Origin of the sequence: Sphingobacterium sp. 2149, from assembly GCF_031455655.1 — a bacterium.
Classification (GTDB): domain Bacteria; phylum Bacteroidota; class Bacteroidia; order Sphingobacteriales; family Sphingobacteriaceae; genus Sphingobacterium.
In genome coordinates, this window is record NZ_JAVDTD010000004.1 from 232,110 (window position 1) to 256,349 (window position 24,240).

At 41.5% G+C, this 24,240-nt stretch carries 22 protein-coding genes; 7 read left to right on the forward strand and 15 right to left on the reverse strand.

Annotated features, from left to right (window positions below):
- Positions 1-5: 5 nt before the first annotated feature.
- The 5 genes from J2X77_RS07515 to J2X77_RS07535 are packed head-to-tail and all read right to left on the reverse strand — an operon-like array spanning position 6 to position 5,049.
- Positions 6-1,289 (reverse strand): ABC transporter substrate-binding protein, encoded by a 1,284-nt coding sequence (locus J2X77_RS07515; RefSeq protein ID WP_209580991.1) that lies wholly within the window; start codon positions 1,287-1,289, stop codon positions 6-8.
- Positions 1,246-2,796, reverse strand: a complete 1,551-nt coding sequence (gene guaA / locus J2X77_RS07520) for a glutamine-hydrolyzing GMP synthase (RefSeq protein ID WP_209580994.1) — start codon at positions 2,794-2,796, stop codon at positions 1,246-1,248. The genes J2X77_RS07515 and guaA overlap by 44 nt, the downstream gene beginning before the upstream one ends.
- 42 nt (positions 2,797-2,838) lie before the next feature.
- Entirely contained in the window at positions 2,839-3,675 is an 837-nt protein-coding gene (gene pyrF / locus J2X77_RS07525) for an orotidine-5'-phosphate decarboxylase (protein WP_209580997.1), read from the reverse strand.
- 24 nt (positions 3,676-3,699) lie between these two features.
- Complete coding sequence (locus tag J2X77_RS07530) at positions 3,700-4,290, reverse strand: TlpA disulfide reductase family protein (protein ID WP_209581000.1); 591 nt, start codon at positions 4,288-4,290, stop codon at positions 3,700-3,702.
- Between the two features lie 15 nt (positions 4,291-4,305).
- On the reverse strand, positions 4,306-5,049 hold the full coding sequence (locus J2X77_RS07535; protein WP_209581003.1) for an RluA family pseudouridine synthase: 744 nt from the start codon (positions 5,047-5,049) through the stop codon (positions 4,306-4,308).
- An 83-nt stretch (positions 5,050-5,132) separates the two neighbouring features.
- Here J2X77_RS07535 and panB point away from each other — a divergent pair, with 83 nt between their 5' ends.
- The 6 genes from panB (at position 5,133) to J2X77_RS07565 (ending at position 12,439) form a co-directional block, all read left to right on the forward strand.
- A complete protein-coding gene (gene panB / locus J2X77_RS07540; RefSeq protein WP_209581004.1) occupies positions 5,133-5,948 on the forward strand; it encodes a 3-methyl-2-oxobutanoate hydroxymethyltransferase in 816 nt (271 codons plus the stop codon).
- A gap of 54 nt (positions 5,949-6,002) precedes the next feature.
- Positions 6,003-6,560, forward strand: a complete 558-nt coding sequence (locus J2X77_RS07545) for a hypothetical protein (RefSeq protein WP_209581007.1) — start codon at positions 6,003-6,005, stop codon at positions 6,558-6,560.
- A gap of 80 nt (positions 6,561-6,640) precedes the next feature.
- Positions 6,641-6,793, forward strand: coding sequence for a 30S ribosomal protein THX (locus tag J2X77_RS07550; protein WP_209581011.1), 153 nt, complete (start codon positions 6,641-6,643; stop codon positions 6,791-6,793).
- 185 nt (positions 6,794-6,978) lie between these two features.
- Positions 6,979-8,040: an efflux RND transporter periplasmic adaptor subunit gene (locus J2X77_RS07555; RefSeq protein WP_209581014.1), complete on the forward strand. Its 1,062-nt coding sequence runs from the start codon at positions 6,979-6,981 to the stop codon at positions 8,038-8,040.
- Positions 8,041-8,046: 6 nt separating this feature from the next.
- Positions 8,047-11,130 (forward strand): efflux RND transporter permease subunit, encoded by a 3,084-nt coding sequence (locus J2X77_RS07560; RefSeq protein WP_209581017.1) that lies wholly within the window; start codon positions 8,047-8,049, stop codon positions 11,128-11,130.
- Positions 11,131-11,137: 7 nt separating this feature from the next.
- Positions 11,138-12,439: a TolC family protein gene (locus tag J2X77_RS07565; RefSeq protein WP_209581020.1), complete on the forward strand. Its 1,302-nt coding sequence runs from the start codon at positions 11,138-11,140 to the stop codon at positions 12,437-12,439.
- A gap of 121 nt (positions 12,440-12,560) precedes the next feature.
- Here J2X77_RS07565 and J2X77_RS07570 read toward each other — a convergent pair whose 3' ends face one another.
- Positions 12,561-12,827, reverse strand: coding sequence for a hypothetical protein (locus tag J2X77_RS07570; RefSeq protein WP_293884505.1), 267 nt, complete (start codon positions 12,825-12,827; stop codon positions 12,561-12,563).
- A gap of 279 nt (positions 12,828-13,106) precedes the next feature.
- Here J2X77_RS07570 and J2X77_RS07575 point away from each other — a divergent pair, with 279 nt between their 5' ends.
- Positions 13,107-13,832, forward strand: coding sequence for an acyl-[acyl-carrier-protein] thioesterase (locus J2X77_RS07575; protein WP_209581023.1), 726 nt, complete (start codon positions 13,107-13,109; stop codon positions 13,830-13,832).
- 46 nt (positions 13,833-13,878) lie between these two features.
- Here the strand turns inward: J2X77_RS07575 and J2X77_RS07580 are convergent, their stop codons facing one another.
- The 9 genes from J2X77_RS07580 to J2X77_RS07620 form a co-directional block, all read right to left on the reverse strand.
- Positions 13,879-14,508, reverse strand: a complete 630-nt coding sequence (locus J2X77_RS07580; RefSeq protein ID WP_209581024.1) for a gluconate 2-dehydrogenase subunit 3 family protein — start codon at positions 14,506-14,508, stop codon at positions 13,879-13,881.
- 19 nt (positions 14,509-14,527) lie between these two features.
- Positions 14,528-15,961 carry a Gfo/Idh/MocA family protein gene (locus tag J2X77_RS07585; RefSeq protein ID WP_209581027.1) on the reverse strand — a complete coding sequence of 478 codons (1,434 nt, stop codon included), beginning with the start codon at positions 15,959-15,961 and terminating at the stop codon, positions 14,528-14,530.
- A 19-nt stretch (positions 15,962-15,980) separates the two neighbouring features.
- Complete coding sequence (locus tag J2X77_RS07590; protein ID WP_209581029.1) at positions 15,981-17,666, reverse strand: GMC oxidoreductase; 1,686 nt, start codon at positions 17,664-17,666, stop codon at positions 15,981-15,983.
- A 42-nt stretch (positions 17,667-17,708) separates the two neighbouring features.
- Positions 17,709-18,947 carry a nucleoside permease gene (locus J2X77_RS07595; RefSeq protein ID WP_209581274.1) on the reverse strand — a complete coding sequence of 413 codons (1,239 nt, stop codon included), beginning with the start codon at positions 18,945-18,947 and terminating at the stop codon, positions 17,709-17,711.
- Positions 18,948-19,042: 95 nt separating this feature from the next.
- Complete coding sequence (locus J2X77_RS07600; RefSeq protein ID WP_310079934.1) at positions 19,043-19,966, reverse strand: TIM barrel protein; 924 nt, start codon at positions 19,964-19,966, stop codon at positions 19,043-19,045.
- Between the two features lie 16 nt (positions 19,967-19,982).
- Positions 19,983-21,005, reverse strand: coding sequence for an FAD:protein FMN transferase (locus J2X77_RS07605; protein ID WP_209581033.1), 1,023 nt, complete (start codon positions 21,003-21,005; stop codon positions 19,983-19,985).
- Positions 21,006-21,017: 12 nt separating this feature from the next.
- Entirely contained in the window at positions 21,018-22,331 is a 1,314-nt protein-coding gene (locus tag J2X77_RS07610) for a Gfo/Idh/MocA family oxidoreductase (protein WP_209581036.1), read from the reverse strand.
- A 27-nt stretch (positions 22,332-22,358) separates the two neighbouring features.
- Positions 22,359-23,327 (reverse strand): SUMF1/EgtB/PvdO family nonheme iron enzyme, encoded by a 969-nt coding sequence (locus J2X77_RS07615; RefSeq protein WP_310079937.1) that lies wholly within the window; start codon positions 23,325-23,327, stop codon positions 22,359-22,361.
- A 318-nt stretch (positions 23,328-23,645) separates the two neighbouring features.
- The gene (locus J2X77_RS07620) at positions 23,646-24,236 is read right to left on the reverse strand and encodes a hypothetical protein (RefSeq protein ID WP_209581060.1); all 591 of its coding nucleotides are present in this window, start codon (positions 24,234-24,236) and stop codon (positions 23,646-23,648) included.
- Positions 24,237-24,240: the final 4 nt, after the last annotated feature.

Consider the following 24,240-nt stretch of genomic DNA (forward strand, 5'->3'; position numbering starts at 1 on the left):
AAAGATTATTTTCTTTCAAATTTTTTATCGTGATAGACCAACATGCCCAACGATCTGTTCGCATAGCCCCATTTTGGGTAAAATTCAAATCTGTAATCGCTATTCAATCCCGAAAACTTTTCCTGCGTCATTCGACTGACATAATCCACTCCATATTTATGTATCAATCGACCAAAATACAATGCAGCATCATACCCTTTGTAAGAAAACTCGGACGGATCAACTTTATAAGCAGCTTTGTAATTTCCAATAAATTTTTTGGTATCGCCATCAGTCTCATCGACCAAGTTGGATGAGGTAATGGTCAATGCATAAAAATCCATGTTTTCGAAATTCTCAAAGGAAAGCTTGGCCATGTTGGGGTGTCCATATAATTTAAACTGATTACCTGGATTCAGAAAGCGTTCATCCATAGCATCCAAAAGGCCCTTTACTAAATTTTTATTGGCAGTCCCTGAAATGATATGATTGGTGCCTGCCAACACAAGACTGTTGTTAAGCTCATTGATGCTCAGGACAGTTTTTACTTTAGCCTGCGGGTTGGCTTTGGTAATCTCGTTTGCAAAATTGACCAAAAACTGTTTGCTGTCATCATCGCCAGCATCATAAATAACAATCTGATCCCCACTATAATATTGCTCTGCAACATACTTCGCCAATGTTTCCGCGTGTGTTCGAATAGATGGTGTTATAGAAACCAAATTGGGGAGGCTAAATTCAGAAGCCATGGTTGCTGCCAATGGAGAAACCTGTAGAACGTTCTTGTTTGCAAATGTCTGTCCAAAGCTCTTAATCTCACGCGGATATACTGGCCCCACCACGAGCACTGCATCTTTAACATTAACCGCTGTACCCAGTGTTGCATTATACGCAACATTGTCTCTAGAATCAATCACCTGCAAATCGAACAAGGCACCTTCCTTCGCAATTTTGTCAAGACCCAACTGAAATCCCTGATAAAAATCCAGCGCCAAGGAAGAGCGTTCCACGTCTTCTTTCACAATTGTGCCTGCAATACCGCCTAACTCAAACGGTAATAGCAAGGCAATGCGGTTATTTTTCACAGCATAGCCATTGACATGTTGGGTATCGCCCATTTTGGCAATGGTATTTTCTTTGTCAACTGCTGGTTTAGTAACAGCAGTTTGCTGTTCGCCATGACCAGAGGATGGCGAACGCAATACTGTGCTTTTTTTGGTTGTACAGCTTGCAAGGCATAACGCTACAAGCGCCGCAACCCATATTTTATTCCCACTCAATTGTAGCGGGTGGTTTTGAACTGATATCATATACAACTCTGTTTATTCCTTTCACATGGTTGATAATTTCATTTGAAATTTTTGCCAACAGATCATATGGTAAATGTATCCAATCCGCAGTCATTCCATCTAGCGAACCCACCGCGCGTAAGCTAACGACGTGCTCGTAAGTGCGCTCATCACCCATTACGCCTACTGAGCGCACGGGCAAGAAAATTGTGCCTGCCTGCCATACTTTGTCATACCAACCGGCTTCTTTCAGATTATTGATGAATATCGCATCAGCCTCCTGCACAATACGTACACGCTCGGGTGTAATATCACCCAGAATACGAATTGCCAAGCCCGGACCAGGAAATGGATGTCTGCCTAAAATTGCCTGATCAACTTCCAATGCTTTTCCTACTCTTCTTACTTCATCTTTAAACAAAGTCTTAAGTGGTTCCACAACTTTCAGTTTCATGAAATCAGGTAAGCCCCCAACGTTATGGTGTGATTTGATTGTCGCCGAAGGCCCTTTAACTGAAACCGACTCGATGATATCCGGATAAATTGTTCCTTGTCCTAACCACTTCGCTTCAATGCCTTCAGGCAATTCCTTTTGGATCTCTTTTGCTGCTTCATCGAAGACATCAATAAACGAATTACCAATGATCTTACGTTTTTCTTCTGGCTCGGAAACTCCAGCTAATCGACCATAAAATAAATCTTTCGCATTTATTCCTTTGATATTTAAGCCCATATTTTTGTAAGAATCCAATACTTGCTCATATTCGTCCTTACGAAGCAAACCATGATCCACAAAAATACAATGGAGTTTCTTTCCGATTGCCTGGTGCAATAACACCGCTGCAACTGTCGAATCTACCCCGCCAGATAAAGCCATAATAACATGATCATCACCTAGTTGCTCTTTCAAAGAAGATACTGTTGTTTCAACAAACGCGTCTGGTGTCCATTCCTGTGCACAACCACAGATATTGACAACAAAGTTTTTCAATAAGATAGCACCGTCTGTACTATGTGTTACTTCTGGATGAAATTGTATACCGTAGGTACGGGTACCTTTCACTTGATACGCTGCTACGCGAACTTTATCTGTACTCGCTATAATTTCAAAATTTGCAGGTACTTCTTTAATGGTATCGCCATGAGACATCCATACCTGTGACTGCGTGGGTACGCCTGCCAATAATTCATTCTCGCTATTGACAAACTGCAGATTTGCACGACCATATTCACGAATTTCAGAAGGTAACACTTCGCCTCCTGATTTTTGAGCAATGTATTGAGCTCCGTAACATACGCCTAAGAGTGGGAAGCGATCCTGAATAGCGACAAAATCAATTTGTGGCGCATCTTCTTGTCTAACAGAATAAGGGCTGCCCGAAAAGATAACACCTTTTACGGTATCGTCAAACTCTGGCAATTTATTGAACGGGTGTATCTCACAATACACATTTAGCTCTCTGACACGTCGTGCGATCAACTGTGTGTATTGAGACCCGAAGTCTAGAATTATAATTTTTTCTGGCATGCTGCAAAGGTAAGTATTACGAATGAATTATTAAATGTCAAATCAGGAAATAATACCCGCTTTTACCAGCTCTACTTCCATTTCTTTTTGGAGAATTAAGGCTTCCTCCCGTGCTCTTTCAGCGAAATCAGTCCCTTTTGAAGCATAGATAATACCCCTTGTGCTGTTTACCAAAAGTCCGCAATCTTTGTTCATACCGAATTTACAAACATCTTCGAGCGAGCCACCCTGTGCCCCCACTCCCGGAACCAATAAAAAATGATCTGGCGCATGTTCCCTAATTTTGATAAATCCTTCACCTCGGGTTGCTCCTACCACATACATGAGATTTTCTGGCGTGCCCCAGGTGTTGACTTTGTCAATCACTTGTTCGAACAATTGCAGCCCTTCTTTATTCTCAAAATTCTGAAAGTCTAAGCTGCCCTCATTTGATGTCAAAGCAAGCACGATAGCCCATTTGTCTTTAAAATCCAAAAAGGGCGTTACCGAATCCTTACCCATATAAGGTGCAATGGTGATACTATCAAATCCGAGACCAGAAGCCTTTTCATCAAAAAATGCCATCGCATAACGTCCGGATGTATTACCGATATCCCCTCTTTTTGCGTCAGCAATACTGAAACAATCCTTTGGTAAAGCGGCCCAGGTTTTTTGAAGCGATTGCCAACCTTTTATTCCATAACATTCATAAAATGCTATATTGGGTTTGTAGGCTACACAAAGATCAGCTGTTGCTTCTATTATGGCTTTGTTAAAGCTATAGATCGGATCCTCATCGTCTAAAAGATGATCAGGGATTTTGGCTAGGTCTGTGTCCAGTCCGACACATAGAAATGAGCGTTTCGCTTTTATTTGATGAATAAGTTCTGCTCTTGTCATGCTTATTTTAGAGATCTTAAAAAATTATTTATTGATTAAATCTTGAATAAAATTGGTCACCTCTGGAGTGAAATAGTCAGCAAGTCCTTCATGCCTTGCGGCAAGATTTCCTTCCTTATCCAACATGAGCGTTGTTGGAATAGGCCCAGAAAGCCACTCCTTTGGAATATCACTGTTCGGAAAGCTTAGTGGTAAGCTCAAACCCTCTCCCTTAATAAACGCTTCGGCCTTCGCTCGATCACCCTCCACCTCAACAATCAAAAACACGACATGGACGTTATCCTTATACGTATTATAAAGCTTGTTGATCGAGGGCATTTCGGCCCGGCAAGGGGCACACCAAGTTGCCCAGAAATTGATAAAAATCACCTTTCCTCTGAGATCAGCCATCTTTACAGGCTCCCCTTGCTGGTTTATAAAAGATACCTCAGTGCCTATCTTGGGCGAAGTCGCAAAAGATTTTCTAGCGTCCGGCGGAACTTCTAATTTTAATTTAAAGAAGCCTATTTTCATTAGGGCTTGCTGAAAATAACTTCTACTTGTTGGCCAAATCAGCAAACCAATAACCAGTACAAATACAACGTTTCCGACTATTTTTTTTGTCTTCGGATTCATGTGTAACTGGGCTATTTACGAATCAAACTTATCTAACAGTTTCAATAATGTCGCAAAATCCTTTGGATAGGGCGCATCGAAAACCATTTTAACTCCATTCAGTTCGAATTCGATATGTTTGGCATGTAGGGCAAAACGCTTCATGATAGGTTGTTCTTCCTCATCTTTCGACAAGGTATAGCCTCTTTTCTTGATTTGAGATAAATAAACCGGTTTACCGCGATACATATCGTCGCCCACAATAGCTGCATGTTGTGTTGCCAGGTGAATACGGATTTGGTGCATACGTCCCGTAATTGGCTTACACTCTACTAATGTATAATTCTTGTAATATTTGATCGAATTGAAAATAGTTTCTGCTGCTTTGCCATTGGCACGGTCAATAGATACATTTTTATTGCCTTGATTCAAGATCGGTAAATCAACCAGCAAATTCTGAAAGGTATGCGTACCGCCTATGATCGCATGGTAGGTCTTATTCACTCTTCTTTTTTCAAATGCGATCGAAATTGTACGATACGTCTCTGGGTTTTTGGCAATTAATAAAATACCCGAAGTCTCTTTATCCAAACGGTGGCACACCTGCGCATCCGGATGGTATTTTTTCGCCAATCGAAGGATATTAACCTCTCCACCCTCGCGCTCATCCAAAGAAGCTAAAAACGGTGGCTTATTGATAACAATCAAATTTTCATCCTCATGGATGATTAAGTCTGAAAATTTGGGAAATTTAAATAGACGATTCTCATTTTGTATCATTTGGCAAAAATACAAAACACAAGGCAGAATATTGGCCAATGTATGATAAAAAGCTTACTTTTGAACACAAAATAAAAGTTAAGATGTCTGTAAACAAAGAAATGAAACGCGTTAGCACCGCTATGCTACAAGCCATGAAAGACCGTCAGGAAAAGATTTCTATGCTAACCAGCTACGATTATTCTATGGCTAAAATGGTCGATCAGGCTGGTGTTGATGTTATTTTGATTGGAGATTCTGCCGCCAATGTATTCGCTGGATACGAAACTACCTTGCCTATTACACTTGATCATATGATTTACCACGCGGCGTCAGTGGCAAGGGGTACGCAGCGCGCCATGGTACTGGCAGACTTGCCGTTCGGATCCTATCAGGGATCTGCCAATGCGGCCTATAACGCAGCCGTCCGTATGATGAAGGAATCTGGTGCACATGCATTGAAGCTGGAAGGTGGTATTGAAATCATAGAAAACATTAAAAAAATCATTGCCGGAGGCATTCCCGTATGTGGTCACCTGGGCCTCACTCCCCAATCTATCAACAAATTTGGCAATTTTGGTGTCCGTGCGAAGGAAGAGCAAGAGGCAGCTAAACTAATCGAAGATGCGCTTGCTTTACAGGACGCCGGCTGTTTTGCCATTGTTTTGGAAAAGATACCTGCTAAATTGGCCAAGACAGTGACCGAAACATTGACAATTCCTACGGTAGGTATCGGTGCAGGACCGGATTGCGATGGGCAGGTACTTGTCATTAACGATATGCTGGGCATGAATGCAGATTTTAAACCTAAATTTATGCGTCATTTTGCTAACTTGCATGAGCAAATTATCACCGCAGTAAGCAATTACGTCTCTGAGGTGAAAGCAGTAAAATACCCAAACGAAGACGAACAATACTAGGTATACAATATGCGGTTTCTGATCATTGGACTTATCATTCTAATTGCATATCTGATGATACGCAAAAAATTTAATTTCTTTGGGTTTGCCGCCGATGTATCTAAGGATTTAAAAACAGGCTTTCAATTGATTGAGGCTTCACCCGCAGTCATTCAGGCGAATCTAAAAAAAACCATTTCCAATGTCATTATGGGGGTTATCCTCGTGCTGATTGTCGTATTGCTTTTCATAAAGATAAAAATCGTACTGTTCTTACTTCCAATTGCAATCTTTCTTTTGGGTTATCTATTTTTATTCAACAATCATTTTAGTAAGGTAAAAAGCCAGCAAATATGGTATAATGCCAAAACTGATGAAGTTTTTATTGAACAATTAAAAGGAGAAAATTATAGCTTTAACCTTTTTAAGGATATCGAGGCCGTGCAGAAAATCGAATCCATTCAGACGACCAAAGGATTACTATATGGCTATTACCGTATCAAATTAAAAGATAACATATTGGAAATCCCCTATTTGGTTGCTGAAAACAAGCCAGTCAATAATTTATTTTTCGATACCATTACCCAAAATTTCAAAATTGATGTTCAAAAACGCATTTTTCCCATCATTTGAAGACAAAACAGTTGAATCTTTAAAAACAAATCCCTATATTTAGGTTATATATAATTTTTAAAACCAAAATATTTTACACTATGGGAAAAGGTGACATCAAAACCAGAAGAGGAAAAATATCGAATGGTTCTTTTGGAAAAAGAAGACCACATTTGTCAAGAGCAGCAATCAAGCCAAAAGTAGATAATGCGGAGCCAAAAGAAATTGAACAAAAAACAAAATCAAAAAAATAGTAGACGCAAAGCTAGAAATGAATTTCTAGCTTTTTTTATCTCCCTTCGCTCCCAGTAAACGCACAGTGCAGTTTCTTGCCTGAGTTTTGTGTGTATTGTAAAATCCTTTTGACAACCCGTATCGGCATTATAATAAACCTATATTTACCAGTTAAATGTAAAAAGTACATAAGATACTATACCATATGAATAAAAAATCGATCATTTACCTTCTTTTGGCCTGCGCTGTTTTTGGAGGTGGATACTTTCTGCTTACTGCTAAAAAAGATAAAGAGGGAACCGATAAGCCGAAGGAGAAAAAAGATGTGCCAGTGCCGGCACAGGCAATCATTGCCAAATCTTCTGTCGCCGATAGATCGATCAATCTTTCGGGAAGCATCGATGCAGAAGAGCAGGTCGAAGTCAGAAGTGAAGTCAGTGGTCGAATTACCAAAATATATTTTGCAGAAGGACAGCGGGTCAGGCAGGGCGAACCTTTGATCAAGATTGATGATATAGAACTGCAGGCGCAATTAAGACAATCACAAACGACCAATCAGCTCAATGCAGAAAATGAACGCCGGGCCAAATTGCTGTTGCAAAAAGGCGCTATCAGTCAGGAGGAGTTTGATATTGCCAGTGCGGCCTTAAAAACTTCAGCCGCACAGATCCAGTTGATCCAGGCACAAATATCAAAGACCACCATCAGGGCACCATTTAGTGGGATGATTGGATTACGTAATATTTCTGTTGGAGCCATTGTCTCGCCCACCACGCTGATCACAAATCTGGTCAAGGACAACTTGGTAAAAATCACCTTCGCAGTTCCCGAAAAATACAGCAGTATCGTTAAAGTGAATATGCCGATCGAGTTTAGTGTTGCTAATGACCCAACCGTCATGAAAGCAAACATCTACGCTATAGAACCTCAAGTATCACTTAACACCAGAACGCTCACGGTCAGAGCCCGCGCAAATAATGAGCAGGGAAAGTTGAAAGTAGGATCATTTGTTAACGTTAGCGTTCCAATCGAGGTAGAAAACGATGCGATATCCATTCCAACTGAAGCCATCGTACCTGTTCAGGACGGAAAAAAAGTGTTTGTATTACAGCATGGCCTAGCCAAAGAAGTGAAGGTTGAAACAGGTGCACGTACGGACAAAGATATTGTCATTTTATCTGGGATCAGTGCCGGTGACACCGTTCTAACCACAGGTGTCCTGTCGTTAAAAGATGGATCAAAAGTTAAGGTATCATTAGCTAACTAACTGTGCATGAATTTATCTGCTATTTTTATTAAACGCCCGGTTTTAACTATTGTCGTCAATATCACCATTATATTATTTGGCTACATTGGTTTTAGCTTTTTGGGCGTCCGCGAATACCCCTCCATTGACCCGGCTATTGTTTCTGTTAGAACAAACTATGCGGGTGCAAATCCAGATATCATTGAATCTCAGATTACCGAGCCCTTAGAAAAGGCTATCAATTCCATCGATGGTATCCGGAATATATCCTCCTCCAGTAACCAGGGGTCCAGTAATATTACCATCGAATTTGGTCTGCAAAAAAATCTTGAAGAGGCGGCAAATGATGTCCGTGATAAGGTCTCTCAGGCCATCCGAAGTTTACCTCAGGATATTGATGCCCCACCCGTTGTTTCCAAAGCTGACGCTGATTCCGATCCTATCATCACGTTGACGCTACAAAGTGAAACGCGCGATAAACTTTCGCTGAGCGACTACGCAGAAAATGTGATCTCGGAAAGACTACAGACGATTCCAGGTGTCAGCAGTACCCAAATTTATGGTCAAAAACGCTACGCCATGCGATTATGGCTCAACCCCGACCGTATGGCTGCGTATGGCATTACGGCTTCGGATATCCGCACGGCTCTGAATAACCAAAACGTTGAATTGCCCTCTGGAAAAATTGTCGGAAACACCACGGAGCTCACCGTAAAGACAGTAGGAAATCTTTCTACACCCGAAGAGTTTAATGATATCATTCTGAAATCCGATAGCAGCCGTATTGTCAAATTCATCGACATTGGCCGGGCAGAAATAGATGCCGAAAACCTGGAAACAAAAATGGTCAGCAATGGGAAGCAATTGGTTGGTATAGCGATTATTCCTCAACCCGGTACAAACTACCTCGATATTGCCAATAATTTTTATAAAATGCTCGATCAGATCAAGGAAGATCTACCCCAAGATATTATCCTTAACATTGCTTCTGACAACACCACATTTATTAAGAAATCTGTTGAGGAAGTCGCCGAGACATTGCTGATTTCAATTATCTTGGTTACCTTGATTATTTACTTTTTCTTCCGCGACTGGGGTATTGCATTGCGGCCTCTTCTGGATATTCCCGTCTCATTGATTGCAACCTTTTTTATTATGTACATTTTCGGATTTTCGATTAATGTACTTACGTTGCTCGCTATTGTACTCGCGACAGGTCTTGTCGTCGACGATGGGATTGTAGTGACGGAAAATATCTTTAAGAAAGTGGAAGAAGGTATGTCTCCCATAGAGGCTGCTTTGAAGGGCTCGAAGGAAATCTTCTTTGCCGTTATCTCGATTTCAATCACACTTGCAGCCGTATTCTTACCTGTTATATTTCTTCAAGGCTTTGTGGGGCGTTTATTTCGCGAATTTGGGGTCGTTATCGCTTCGGCCGTACTGGTTTCTGCATTTGTTTCCCTGACCCTCACCCCTATGCTCAATGCCTATTTGATCAAGGGTGGTGGACACAAGAAGACGAAATTTTATAATTGGACCGAACCCATGTTTGTCAAGATGAACAAGGGGTATGCCAATACCCTTGACAAATTCATGAAATTTAAATGGATCAGCTTTCCAATCCTGATCATCTGCTTTGTGATTATTGGAATCCTTTTTTCGTCCATTAAAAAGGAAACTGCACCTTATGATGACCGAAGTAATATTTCTGTCAATGTAACAGGTCCAGAGGGTGCCACCTATGAATATATGGATCGCTATATGCAGGAACTTGATAAACTGGTGTATGATTCGATCCCGGAGAATAAGATCAGTCTTAACATCACTTCGCCGGGATTTGGCGCCGCATCGGTCAACTCCGGCCGTATCCGGATGACGTTGGTTGACCCAAGTGAACGTCAGAAATCGCAGGACGATATCGCCAAAGAACTGACCAAGTGGACCAAACAATACGATGCTGTTCGCGTCAATGTTTCACAGACGCCAACGATATCCATGAACCGAAGAGGCGGATTACCCGTTCAGTATATTATTCAGGCGCAGAATTTCGAAAAGCTGCAGGAAAAAATACCTCAATTTATGACTGAGGTGAACAGTGATCCAACGTTCTCGACAACGGATATCAACCTAAAGTTCAACAAACCAGAACTTCATGTCGAAATTGACCGTCTAAAAGCGCTGAGCCTTGGCGTATCTGTACTGGATGTATCTCAATCCTTACAACTGTTGCTGAGCGGTCAACGATTTGCCTATTTTATGCGGGATGGTAAACAATATCAAGTAATTGGCCAGGTTGAGAATGACCGTCGGGCGACCCCAACGGATCTTTCTTCCATCTATGTTCGCAATAACATGGGGCAGCTTATCCAATTGGACAACGTTGTAAGTGTGAAAGAAGAAAGCAGTCCGCCCCAACTCTATCATAACAACCGTTATATGTCCGCTACCGTTTCCGCCGGCTTGGCTCCTGGTATGAGTATGAGCGACGGCATTGCTGCAATGGACCGTATAAAGGAAAAGGTACTCGATCAGAGCTTTACGACCGATCTTAGCGGTGAATCGCGTGATTTTGTTGAGAGTAGCTCCAATACCCTATTTGCCTTCGGCCTTGCTTTGTTGCTTATCTACCTGATCCTAGCGGCTCAATTTGAAAGCTTTCTCGACCCATTTATCATTATCCTTACGGTACCGATGGCTGTAGCCGGCGCCCTGATCAGTTTGTGGTTATTTGACCAAACCTGGAATATATTCAGCCAAATTGGGACAATCATGCTAATCGGCCTCGTCACCAAAAATGGTATTCTGATTGTCGAGTTTGCCAACCAGATGCGAGAAGAAGGAATGGAAAAATTTGAGGCAATCATGCATGCAGCCGAATCGCGTCTTAGACCAATCTTAATGACCAGTTTGGCCATCGCACTCGGTGCATTGCCAATTGCGATGTCGCTCGGTGCTGCTTCGACCAGCAGAATTGGAATGGGGGTAGTAATCGTCGGGGGTACCATATTTTCGCTTATTCTGACCTTGTTCATCATCCCGGCCATCTACTATATGTGGTCACGACAAAAAAAGCATAGACCAGAATTTGATAACATTAAAAGCTACGAATAATTAAAACATGAAGAGAAATTTCACCCTACTAATATGGCTTTGCTCCATCATGTTTCAAGCTCGTGCCCAAGAGATATTGACCTTGGAAGATGCGCTAAAAACAACGTTGAACAATAACTTCAATATTCTTTTGGCTAAAAATGACAACAACATTGATATCGAGAATACCAGTTTGGGAAGCGCTGGTATGCTTCCCGCAGTAACCGGCACATTTAACAGAAGCAATTCGGTTCAGAATTCACGACAGGTTAGGGCCGATGGACAAGTACAGCAGGTTTCCAATGCAAAAAATGACAATATGTCGTATGGCGTTAACTTAAACTGGACGATATTTGACGGATTGGGTATGTTTGCGCGTAGAGATCGATTTAAAGAGATACAGCGTCAGGGTGAAGCGGAGATTAGATATGAGGTCATTACACAACTCAGTGAAGTCATAGCCACCTATTATAATCTTGTACAGCAAAAACGATTGATTGACGCTTTAGATACAACCATTACACTTTCTCAATATCGGGTTACTCTGGCCGAAAATCGCCTGCAGATCGGAAAAGGTTCCAAGCTCGATCTGCTGAATGCTAAAGTCGATCTGAATACCGATCAGACAAACCTGCTCAGGCAACTCGAAAGCTTTAAAAACACCAAGACTTACCTCAACCAATTGATGACTAGAGATTTGAGCCTAGACTTTGAAGTTGAAGATGAAATGAAACTGGATACGGATCTTAAACTGGGTAATCTCATCGAAATTGCTGATCAACAAAATCCTCAAATTCAGCTTGCCATCATCAACAATCGTGTCGCCGAACTCAACCTAAAGGCAGTGAAAGCCGAACGTTACCCTAAAATTGGTTTAAATAGTGGGTATAATTGGAACGAATCTCACTCCTCACTTGGTTTCTCTACAGAAAACAAAAATAGAGGTCTCACCTACGGTGTATCAGCATCCCTTAACATCTTCAATGGCTTTTTGCAAAACAGAAACGAACGTATCGCCAAATTTCAGATTAAAAGTTCTGAAATACAGATAAAACAGCAAAAACAAGATATACAGGCTCAGGTAAGGACTTTGTTTCAAACCTATATTACCAACATCGAACTGGCCAATGTAGAACGGAAAAATGAGGAACTGGCAAAAGAAAATTTAAACATCACCATGGATAAATTCCGGATCGGTACCATAACAACGTTGGAAGTAAGAACAGCGCAGTTAAATTACATAAATGCAATGACGCGTAGTTATACTGCACAATACGATGCTAAAGTCTCGGAGATACGACTAAAAGAATTGACCGGTGAATCGTACTAAAAATTACGGTTTACAAAAGCTCCCTTTTGAAGAAAAGACAATAAACTCTTTTTGCCAACAGGCAAGATGTAATCGTATAAAACAAGAGGCTCCTTAAATTAGGAGCCTCTCGTTTTATTGCTTAATAATCAATTGCTATAATAGACTTTAATGGTATTAAAACGCCACTCTTAATCTGAATATATCTATCGGTTAAAGACCACACAGTGGTTTCGATACGCTTTGGTCCGGAATCTGTCTGAAAGGCAATTTCGGTTTTGGATTTAAACTCATTTCCCAACCGAAGCGCGCCTTTCAATTTATCCATAAAGGTAGCTGTTTTATCTTCAATCGCCGGGATAAATTTAAACTGAGGAATTTCCTCTTTAGCTATTAGTTGTCCAACCATAATACGAGCATTTAATGTGTAAAAATATTCTTTGCGTTACACTATTGATAACGCGCAAAAGCCAATCTTATTTTATTCCTTTCTGCCATTGGCTTATTTAAATCTACCAATTCCACTTATAAAAATCAATACTATAATAGAAAACTATCATTTATTTTACAATAAAAAAACGTTTGCACCTTGGGGCGAGTGCGCGTTATCTGAATATAGTGTCATTTCATAGTGTGAGGATGGCACAAATCATTCATATTATCTATTTTTGCCGAAAATATATGCTATATGGAACGTTCTGTTTTCGAAAGAGAGTGGGAAATTAATTTCACCCAGTGCTACTCCAATGGTCGCATCCGCTTCTCCGATTTGTCTAATATTTTGCAGCTCACCGCTGGAGAGCATGCCAATGTAGCGGGTTTTGGATTTAAAGAAATGGCCAAACATAACCAAACGTGGGTACTAAGCCGTATACGAATTGAGATTGCGAGATTACCCAAATGGATGGATATTGTCAAGGTGAAGACCTGGGTACAAGAATTAGAAGGCGCGCGCTCGACCAGAAATTTTGAAATTACAGTGAATGGGCAGCTTTATGTGACATCAAGCAGTTACTGGGCTGTCATCAATACGGTGAAAAGAAGTTCCGAAACACTCGCAATTTCGACTGGGGATTTTGTGACATACCCCGACCGTCCGGCTACTCAGCGGCCGTTTTCGAAACTCGATATCTCCAGCACGGTCAAAAATAGGGATGAATATATCGTAAAACTTTCCGATCTGGATATTGTCAACCACGCCAACAATGTCAAATATCTCGACTGGTGTATGGACAGGTTGCCTATGGAGCTCGTCTTAACTAATCAGATCAAATCGCTGGAGATGAACTATCTTCGTGAACTGCGCTATAATGATACTGTAGAAATCAATGGTGATTCTACCGATCAGGGATATTTCATGACCGTTACTAAACAGCAGCGGATCCATTTTGCCCTGGCAATCGAGACAAAATAAAAAGGAGACCATGGCCTCCTTTTTATCTTTACTATTGCAAGCTTTGTTAAGCAAATGCTTTGTCTCCTTTTTTGTAGGGAAGGTTACCATCAAATTTTCCGGGAATCTTCACATAGCGCAGTGCCTTCGTACAGCCCAGTTCAGAGTTAAAGAAACCGGTCAACGTGAGCTGTTTAAACATGGTGAACCAATGAGGTGGATCATTATCCACATAATTGTACAATTCATTCTGTTTCTCTCTATTTTTCTCCCGAATATCTTTCTGATCTTCAGCCTGTTTTTTGTTAAACTCGTTCGCTTCTTTATCTAAAGCCGCCGCAACCGCCGTTCTATCTTCCGCCGAAAGTTCCAGGAATGGTTTCCCTTTCACTTCTTTCGACTTATCGTCCAAACTGCCCAAACCATCTAAAAACGCTTTTTGCTGCTTCTCTGTATAACAATCACGTACCATGACAGGAATAAAACTTCCTACTCCTGCCTCTTTCGCTCCCGGGGTAGCGGTAGCTGGCAAGATTGCTTCAGCTAGGTCGCCTAATAAATCGGTCGTTTTAGCTTCAAATAATGCTTGCACATCTTTCGTTGCCGAACGTGTACAACCTTCCAAAAATAAATTAGCGCCAATAACGGTACCTCCTAAAATTAAGGCAACTCGTTGTAATGCTTCTCTTCTATTCATACTACTAAATATCTTAATTTTAGAAATTATATTTCATTTCCCAACCTTGTCTGTAATTACGTTTTACATACTGATTGACATGATCAAAGTTTGTAACGCGCATATTATTGTTATCCCACAACAATTTCAGGTTACGTCCAGGATATTTGCCATCGATACGTAAATCAGCTCCTCTAATTGCCAAATTAGCCATCAATAAAGCTTCTGTCAACGGACCGGCGATTTCAAATGGCGAACTCACCTCTTTCTTACCGTATCCAGCCTGACAAGCTTCTACCCATTGTGCATAGTGTCCACTTTCTTGTCCTGGTACACGAGCATACTTTTGGGCAATTTGCTCTTTTCTCGAAGTTGGTAATAAACGTGCATTCTGTCCATAAGTATCAGCAAGGATTTTTCCCTTTGTACCCACAAGTAAGATTCCATTACCACCATCACCAAAAATTTCGTTTGGACCTAATTCATCTGGACGGGCAGGCTGAATACCACCATCCATCCAGTGTAACGTGACAGGGCCATTAGTACGCGGTGTTTTCGGAAATGTTAATGTCGCGTGGCTTGATGGCGGACAGCTTTCAGGGAAATATCCACGTTTGAATTCATCCACATATACAGAACCGACAGTTGCTTGTACATCTTGTACATATGTCAGCCCTAAGGTACTGAAAGGAACTTCCAACAAGTGACAGCCCATATCCCCTAACGCTCCTGTACCATAATCCCACCAGCCCCGCCAGTTGAAAGGCACCAATTTGTCGACATATTCTTTGTAAGGTGCAGTACCTAACCAAAGATCCCAATCCAATTCTTTCGGAATCTCAGCTTTACCTGTAGGCCAAGCAATACCTGAAGGCCATACCGGGCGGTCTGTCCAACAATATACAGTATGTACATCACCAATAAGACCAGCTTCGTACCATTCACGCACAAAACGTGGTCCATCATTCGATGCCCCCTGATTTCCCATTTGGGTCACTACTTTATATTTCTTAGCGGCATGCGTCAATGCTCTGGCTTCCCAAACATCGTGTGTCAGCGGTTTTTGAACGTACACGTGCTTACCTAATTGCATAGCGGCAAGCGCCTGAATTGCATGTTGATGATCTGGAGTCGAAACAGAAACAGCTTCAATACGTTTGTGCTCCTTATCCAACATCTCGCGATAGTCTTTATAATATTTTGCTTTAGGGTAACGTTTTAATGCACCGGCTGCACGACGGTCGTCCACATCACACAAGAAAGCTAAATCTGCTTTCCCTGAATCATGAAACGCGTTGATGTCGCTAAAACCTTTGCCTCCTACACCGATACCTGCTACTTGTAATTTGTCGCTTGGAGCTGTAAAGCCATTTCCGCCCAATACATGGCGAGGGACGATCATAAAAGCCGCCGCAGCGGTTGCGGCACTCTTTATAAAACCTCTTCTACTCGTCTTATTTGCGTTATTTTCCATTGTTATCAATCTTTAGCTATTAGATGTTACCTTTTTTCAATTCACTTACTGCAAAGTCAACTGCACGAGCAGTAAGGGCCATGTACGTTAATGAAGGGTTGACACAACCTGCAGAAGTCATACAAGCACCATCAGTCACAAAGACGTTCAATGCATCCCACACTTGGTTGTTACCATTTAAAACGGAAGTTTTTGGATCACGTCCCATACGGGCGGTTCCCATTTCGTGGATACCTTGACCGAAGCCATATACATTATCGTAGGTATAGATATCTTTCACGCCAATGTTTTCCAACATTTCTTTCATTTCGTTCTGCATGTCACCACGCATCTTTAATTCATTATCCTTGATCTCCGCGTCAAATGATAATACAGGTAATCCCCATTTATCTTTTTTGCTTTTATCGAGCGTAACTTTGTTTTCGTGATAAGGCAGTGTTTCTCCGAAAGCGGTAAAACCTACGGTCCAGTCACCTGGTTCGCAGATTGCATCTTTCCATGCCCCGCCAACTTCCATTTCTGCAACAGCACCAGACCAACGTCCGCGACCTGCCGCACCCTGGTATCCAAATCCACGAACATAATCACGTTTTTTGGTATCACCTTCTACGTTTACAAAACGAGGCACATACAAACCTGTTGGTCTGCGGCCGTACACGTAGCTATCCAAATAACCATCAATCTTACCTCCGGCACCACAACGGAAATGGTGATCCATCAGGTTGTGCCCCAATTCACCACTGCTGCTACCGAGACCGCCTTCCCAAACATCCGTAGCAGAATTCATCAATACCCACGTTGAGTTCAATGCAGATGCACAAACAAAGATGACCTTTGCGAAAAATTCATAGGTTTGATTTGTTTCAGCATCGACAATTTCTACACCTTTTGCCTTTTTCGTATTTTTATCGTAGATAATTTTAGTTACGATGGAAAAAGGACGTAATGTAAGGTTATTTGTTTTTTTCGCAGCGGGTAAAGTTGCGGATTGTGTACTGAAATAAGCACCAAAATTACAACCCAACCAGCATTGGTTCTGATATTGACAATTTACACGGTCGTGATGCGGAACGGTAATATTGGCCGTTCTACCCATGATGAAATGACGTTGACCGCCGTATTGTTTTTTCAAACGCTCCGCCAAGTCTTTTTCAACAATATTCATCGCCATTGCAGGCATATAATCTCCATCTGGCAAAGACGGCACACCGTCACGATTACCCGAGATACCGGCAAATTTTTCAGCATAACTATACCAAGGGGCAATTTCATTATAACGAATCGGCCAGTCCACACCGTGACCGTCTTTTAAGTTAGCTTCGAAATCCAAATCGCCTAAACGATAAGATTGTCTTCCCCACATAAGCGATCTACCGCCGACATGATACCCACGGTACCAATCAAAACGTTTGACTTCTGTATAAGGGCTTTCCTTTTCATTTACCCAAAAATCCAGGTTTTTCTCGTTCAATGGATAATCTCTACGCAAAACTGGATACTCTTCGATCATTTTTTGCGTACGACCGCCAGCATGAGGCCATTCCCATGGATTTTTATTTGGCGCAGTATAATCTTTGATGTGTTCGATGTTACGACCACGCTCAAGCATAATTGTTTTCAGCCCTTTCTCTGTCAATTCTTTCGCAGCCCATCCACCACTTATCCCCGAACCGATTACAATTGCGTCATAAGTATTTGTTGCCATCTCTCTTCTAATTATTTGTTTTTTAAATAGTTATTTTTCTGTTTAGTGTGCAGCATTTGTACTATCGATCTTTTCGTCCTTGAAAAGGGCTAGAAAGATAAAGAATACCACCGCTGCGATAATTGCTGGTACGACCCAGGTATGATTCCAGAAAGCCGCCAGGTCTGTTGCCTTCAAATCTTTGTACTTGTCTCCGACATAGCCCGCAACCCAGAAACCGATCAACTGTCCAACACCGTAAGTTGCCAAAGTAATTAAGCCCTGAGCAGCCGATTTGTATTTAACACCAGCTTTGCTATCTGTATAAATCTGTCCTGAAACAAAGAAAAAGTCATAACAGATACCGTGCAGTGCGATACCGATCAACAACATGAACGATAACTCGCCCGCATTGCCATAAGCAAATAAAAGGTAGCGAATTACCCAAGCCAGCATCCCTACCAGGATTGTTTTCTTAAAGCCAAATCTTGTAAAGAAGATTGGTAAGGCCAATAAGAACAATACTTCCGATGCTTGACCAATAGTCATTTTACCAGTTGCATTTTCTAACCCGATCTCAGAAAGAAAAGGGTTAGCATTGGAGTAATAAAATGCCAATGGAATACAGATCAATACCGAAGAAACGAAAAAGATCAAAAAGTTCTTGTCTTTCAACAATTTAATCGCATCCAGGCCAATGATTGATGCAAACGAAGGTTTTTCGCCCTCATCCAATTTAACTGGCGGAGTCTTAGGCAGAGCAAACGAAAATACACCAAGAACTAAAGAAGCAACACCAGATAATAAAAAGGTATTTTTCAATGCCCCTTCAGAAGCTTTTGCATCCCAAAAATAACTGATAACTAAACCTGCAACGATCCAGCCAATTGTGCCCCAGATGCGTATACCTGAAAATTGTTTTTCAGGATTGGTCAGTTGCCTAAACGAAACTGAACTTGTCAATGCTAATGTTGGCATATAAAGAATCATATAAGCCAATACATACGGATAAAATGTCGACATGTCTGCAGCACCATACATCTGATACATCAATACGGCACCAACCAAGTGCAAAACACCCAAAATACGCTCCGCATTAAAATAGCGGTCGGCAATCATTCCGACAATAAAAGGAGCGATAATCGCACCCAATGATTGCGTTGAAAATACATTAGCTTTTTCAAATTCTGTAGCGTTCAAATTCTTGCTCAAGAAAGTACCTAATGTGACAAACCATCCCCCCCAAATAAAAAATTCGAGGAACATCATAAAAGATAGTTTAAATTTAATTGTTGATGAAATCATAAAAAAAATGGTGTTTTACAATACTACTAATTGGTTTTACCAGCTCAATTTAAGAAATTAAATCTAATTGTCAATAGTACACTATTAAAATATTACAAAAAGCTATCCACCTCGCGATACGCTGCCACCAAGCGATCCTCGCCTTCTTTACCTGGCTTGGAGATACCATGTTCCATCCCCATAATTCCCTTATATCCCTTACCGTGAATATGTTTGAATACGTTCTTGTAATTAATTTCACCTGTAGTTGGCTCTTTTCTTCCAGGGTTATCGCCGATCTGAATGTAGGCAATTTCGTCCCAACAACGATTCATGTTGGCAATTAAATCGCCTTCGGTACGCTGCATATGATAGATATCATATAAAATTTTACAGGATGGGCTGTTCACGGCCTTACATAAGGCATACGTCTCATGTGTTTGCTGCAAAAACAAATCTGGTGTATCACTTAATGTTTCCAATACCATCACCAAACCATGCGGCTCAAAGATCTCGGCGCCTTTGCGCATAGCTGTTAGGATATTGCTAAACTGATTGCCCCACGGAAGTCTACGTTCATAAAATCCTGGCACTACCGTTAGCCATTTTGCATTGCAACGCTTGGCAGCTTCTACAGATTTCTTGCATGTTTCGACGAACTTGTCCAAATACTCTTGTTTGCCGGTCGCCAATGATGGCATCCAGTTTTGTCCGCCGTCCACCACAAATACCCCCATAGTCATGCCTAACTTAGCCAAAAGATCACCGATCTTTTTCTGCTCATCCAAAGTTCTCCCTAAAAAACCATTATCTTCTATACCACGAAAGCCCAAATCATACATATAACGAATTTCATCCAGAAAATTATCACCTGCATAATTTTTGAACATCCCTTGGTGGGGTGCGTAATTTAGGTTGAATGTCTTACCTTTATCCATCATATTAGCTGTATGTTGATTTGTTGACGCAAAAGTCTGACCAGCTAGTCCGGCTCCAGTGGCCAAAAGACTACCTTTAATAAAATCCGATCTCTTCATTTTATTTTATAATTGATTAATTTTTAAATAATTTACCAAATCCCTCCGAATAAATCGCTTGAATGGATTGATTTTTATTTTTAAAAATGACAAATACTGCCACACCTTTCATTTTTTTGGCTTCTGTCATCACTTTATCGGGTTCCATGCCCATAAAATAATTATCCAGTGCATCTGCTTCCATAGCAGTTTTTGCATAGACGCTGACACTTAGGATATCGCTCTGATATGGAAAACCTGAAACGGGATCGATATGGTGTCCCAATTTTTTCCCTTTATATTGAATATACTTTTCGAAACTACCAGCTGTGGTCAGCGCTCCTTCTCTTAGCTGCGCCACAGCAGTAATCAATTCTTCACCACCATCATCATCTGGCTGAACAATGCCAATGGAAAACCCCTGCCCTCCAGGCGGCGTACCCGAAGCCCTGATTTCACCACCGACCTCAACGATATAATTCACAATTCCCTTTCGCTCAAGATAGTCCGCCAAAACATCTACCGTATAACCCTGTGCAATACCATTGACATCAATTTTAATTCCATCTTTCTTTTTTATCAGATGGCTGCCACGGACCTTTAGATACTGCATGCCAACAAGTTGCTTCACTTTCAATACCGTCGCCGAATCTGGAATTACCGGACTCTTATAGGCACCAAAACCCCAAAGGTTGACCAACGGAGCAATCGTAATATCAAATTGACCACGTGATAATTTATGATACTTAAAGGAAGCTTTTATTACCTTGGCCATGTGGTTATCCATGACAATAGACCTCACCGAATCGGTATTGAACTGGGATATTTTCGAGTCCTTGCGATATATTGACATCGACAAATCGATCGCCATCAATATACTATCAACTTCCGACCGTCTCAAAAGACTGTCGGAAGCAAAATAAGTGATATGGTATTGTGTCCCCTGCGCGGGACCTTCCAGCCTTATTTTGTGTAATTTAGGCAATGGGGTTTGCGCCTGTACATGCATGCGACAAACGATACTAAAAAATAGGACACACACATACCACTTTAATTTCATCAGCCCAAAAGCTTAAATATAGAGGTTGGTATTTTGGCCAGGCACTGCTACCGGATAAAAGCCTTCTGCATCTGGCAGCAATTTTGGTTTTGCATCCCATGCGAGTACATCAGGGCCCAATTTAATGGTCGATTTCAATGCTTCGTCCCACTTGATTACTTTACCTGTATAACAAGCAATACGTCCGATAATACCTGTCAATGTACTGTAAGCACCGTATTCAGCATTATCAAATTTATATTCGCCTTTAGAAATGGCCGCAAAAAGTTCTTTATGTTCTTGTTGGTAGGGGTTTGGATTCCCTTTAGCATCATGCCGATAGATTTCTTTTCCTTTCCAGTCGTACAATACAGCCTGTCCACCTGCAGAGAGATAAGCCCGTCCTTTGGTTGCCTGGAATTGTTCGTCAACCCGGTTATGAATTCCTTCAAAGTGTCTACACTGGCTGTAGACAACACTGTTATCCGCATAGGTCAACTCTAATGCAAAATTGTCGTATATTTCACCATACTCTTTACCGGTACGATGGGCCCTACTTCCTGTGCCTTGAATCGATACCGGATAAGCTCCTTTTACCCAGTTGGCGATATCAATATTGTGCACATGCTGTTCGACAATATGGTCACCGCACAACCAGTTGAAATAATACCAGTTACGCATTTGATATTCCATTTCTGTCTGTTCCGGTTTGCGTGGACGCACCCATACACCACCCGAGTTCCAATACACTTGTCCCGATGTAACATCACCGATGGCACCTTCTTGGATACGTTTGATAGCCTCCCGGTAATTTGTTTGATAACGGCGTTGCAACCCCACAACAACATTCAGTTTTTTGCGCTTCGCTTCTGCCGCTGCCCGCAACACCTGTTGCACTCCCGGGATGTCAACGGCGACGGGTTTTTCCATGAAAACATGCTTACCCTGGCGGATTGCCTCTTCGAAATGTGCCGGTCTAAATCCTGGCGGCGTGGCTAAGATAACAACATCTGCCAATTGAATCGCATCTTTATAAGCGTCGAATCCGACAAATTTATGGTTGTCGCTCACATCGATCTTATCTTGCCATTTTTCTTTGAGAGTATTATATGTACTATCTAAATTATCTTTAAAGGCATCGGCCAAAGCCACAACCTTAATGTTCATTCCCGAGCTCAGTGCATCGAAAGTAGCTCCTGTTCCCCGGCCCCCACAGCCGACTAAGGCAACTTTGATGACATCTGAACCTGCAGCATATGCGCCCGATAGCGGTAACGAGCTCAACATTGCGCCACCGGCTACTACAGCAGAAGTTTTAATAAAATCTCTTCTTTCTAGATTCTCCATAACAGTTTTATATTGATTATTTTATTTTTAAAAATCTTTAATTGGTTTTTTATCATAATACGCCATAATCTCCTCATGGCTAGGCGGAGTAGCTGGTCTTACCAATCTCAGTCCGACGAAAGGTGCTTCTGGAAACCACCAGTTACTTTTTGGTACTTGCGGGTCCAGTTGCTTCCATACTGGATCTGATGCTCCACGAGCCGCCGAACGAAGGTCATCAGCAGCGCTATCGAATGCACCACCACGGACAACGTGTGGATAGAGGGTAGTTGGTACCACTACCGGGTTGGTCAACACCTTTCCCGTGCCTTCGCTGTAGCTATCGGCTTTATATTGGTCGTAAGTCCACTCGGCTACATTGCCATAAATATCATAAAGCCCCCAGGGGTTCGGCTTCTTTTGTCCGACAACATGCGTTTTCTCTTCCGCATTTTCTTTAAACCAAGCGTAATCTGCTAGTTGCGTTGCTTGATCACCGAAAAAATACGCTGTCTTGGAACCTGCTCTGGCAGCATACTCCCACTCCGCCTCTGTGGGCAAACGATAAAACACCCCGGTGCGCACATATAGCCATTTACAGAATTGGATGGCATTGTAATGGGTCATTGCCAAGGCTGGATGTCCTTCTTTCCCAAAACCAAAAGTCATATCCAAATACGGTTTGGTCGGTCGGGTAACAGCATCGATTTCTTTGGTTACTTGTCCGTCCTTGCTCTTTGCAATCTCATAGTCTTTATAGAGAAATGGCTCAAACAGATCCCATGTTACTTCATACTGACCCATCCAAAACGGATCCAACTTAACCTCATGCGCAGGCTTTTCATCCTCCTTACCTCCATGCGTACTTCCCATTTTAAAATTACCGCCAGGGATGGCGAGCATTTTGAATGTCAAATTAGTTCCTTCAATAGACTGCTCGTATGGCTCGAAGGCCTTTTGCGCCATAGCATGTACGCCAGTAAATAATAAAACAGGAATAAAGATTTTTTTAAACATATTTAGGTTTGTAATTAAGGACTAAAATATAAAATAAGGTGTATACTTTACACTTTGACACTATAACTTTTTTATTACAGTTTAATTCTTCACATAATAGTCCATTTATAATAACGGTTTAGCAAAATCACATACCACCCTCCAAAAATCGCAACAATGGAAAAATCAGCTCCTAAAATCTACCCCATTTCAACAAGGCCCACAGTTTTGAAAGCAGTTGGTAAACTGCCTCTGACCAATCCTTTGCCCGCCGAATAAACAAAAAAGGTTTTCCACTTTCATGAAAAACCTTATTATCTAGCCGCTTACGCTTATACGCTAAAGCAGGATCTTGCGGCTTACCGCTTTATCTATGGTAATATAACCTGGATAGAAAACAGATTGACCGGCGATATTGATTGAAGGTTTCACTTTTAACGTGAATATTCCTTTTTTATTTTCATCGCTTGACATTAAAAAATCCTGTAGATCCGAATTTTTCAACAAATCGTAGATGTTGGTTGCTATACGTACATTAGCGACCGTAGATTCTCCGGGTTCTATTTGTAAGGACTGATTGACAATACCTTCAACAAGCTGCTGCCCACCGTAAAGAATGATATATTGAAATTTATTAATGGACGCTTTCTTAAGCGTTGGATTATCTATTTTAAGCCGGATTACGGCGTCTAAAGGGATATCCTTCCGCAAATACGCCAATGCTAAGCTTGGCGCGGCTCCTAAGTCAATCTGATTATTTCTGATCAGTCGTTGCAGGGATGTGCCTGCCAACCGGATACTATCCACTGATTCTACATCGAACTTACATTTCGCCAAGTTCTCGATCTGCGCTTTTTGTCGATTTACTCCACAGCCGGAAATAAACAAACCCAGCACTACAAAAAACGCCAATAATATTTTCTTGTTCATAGCC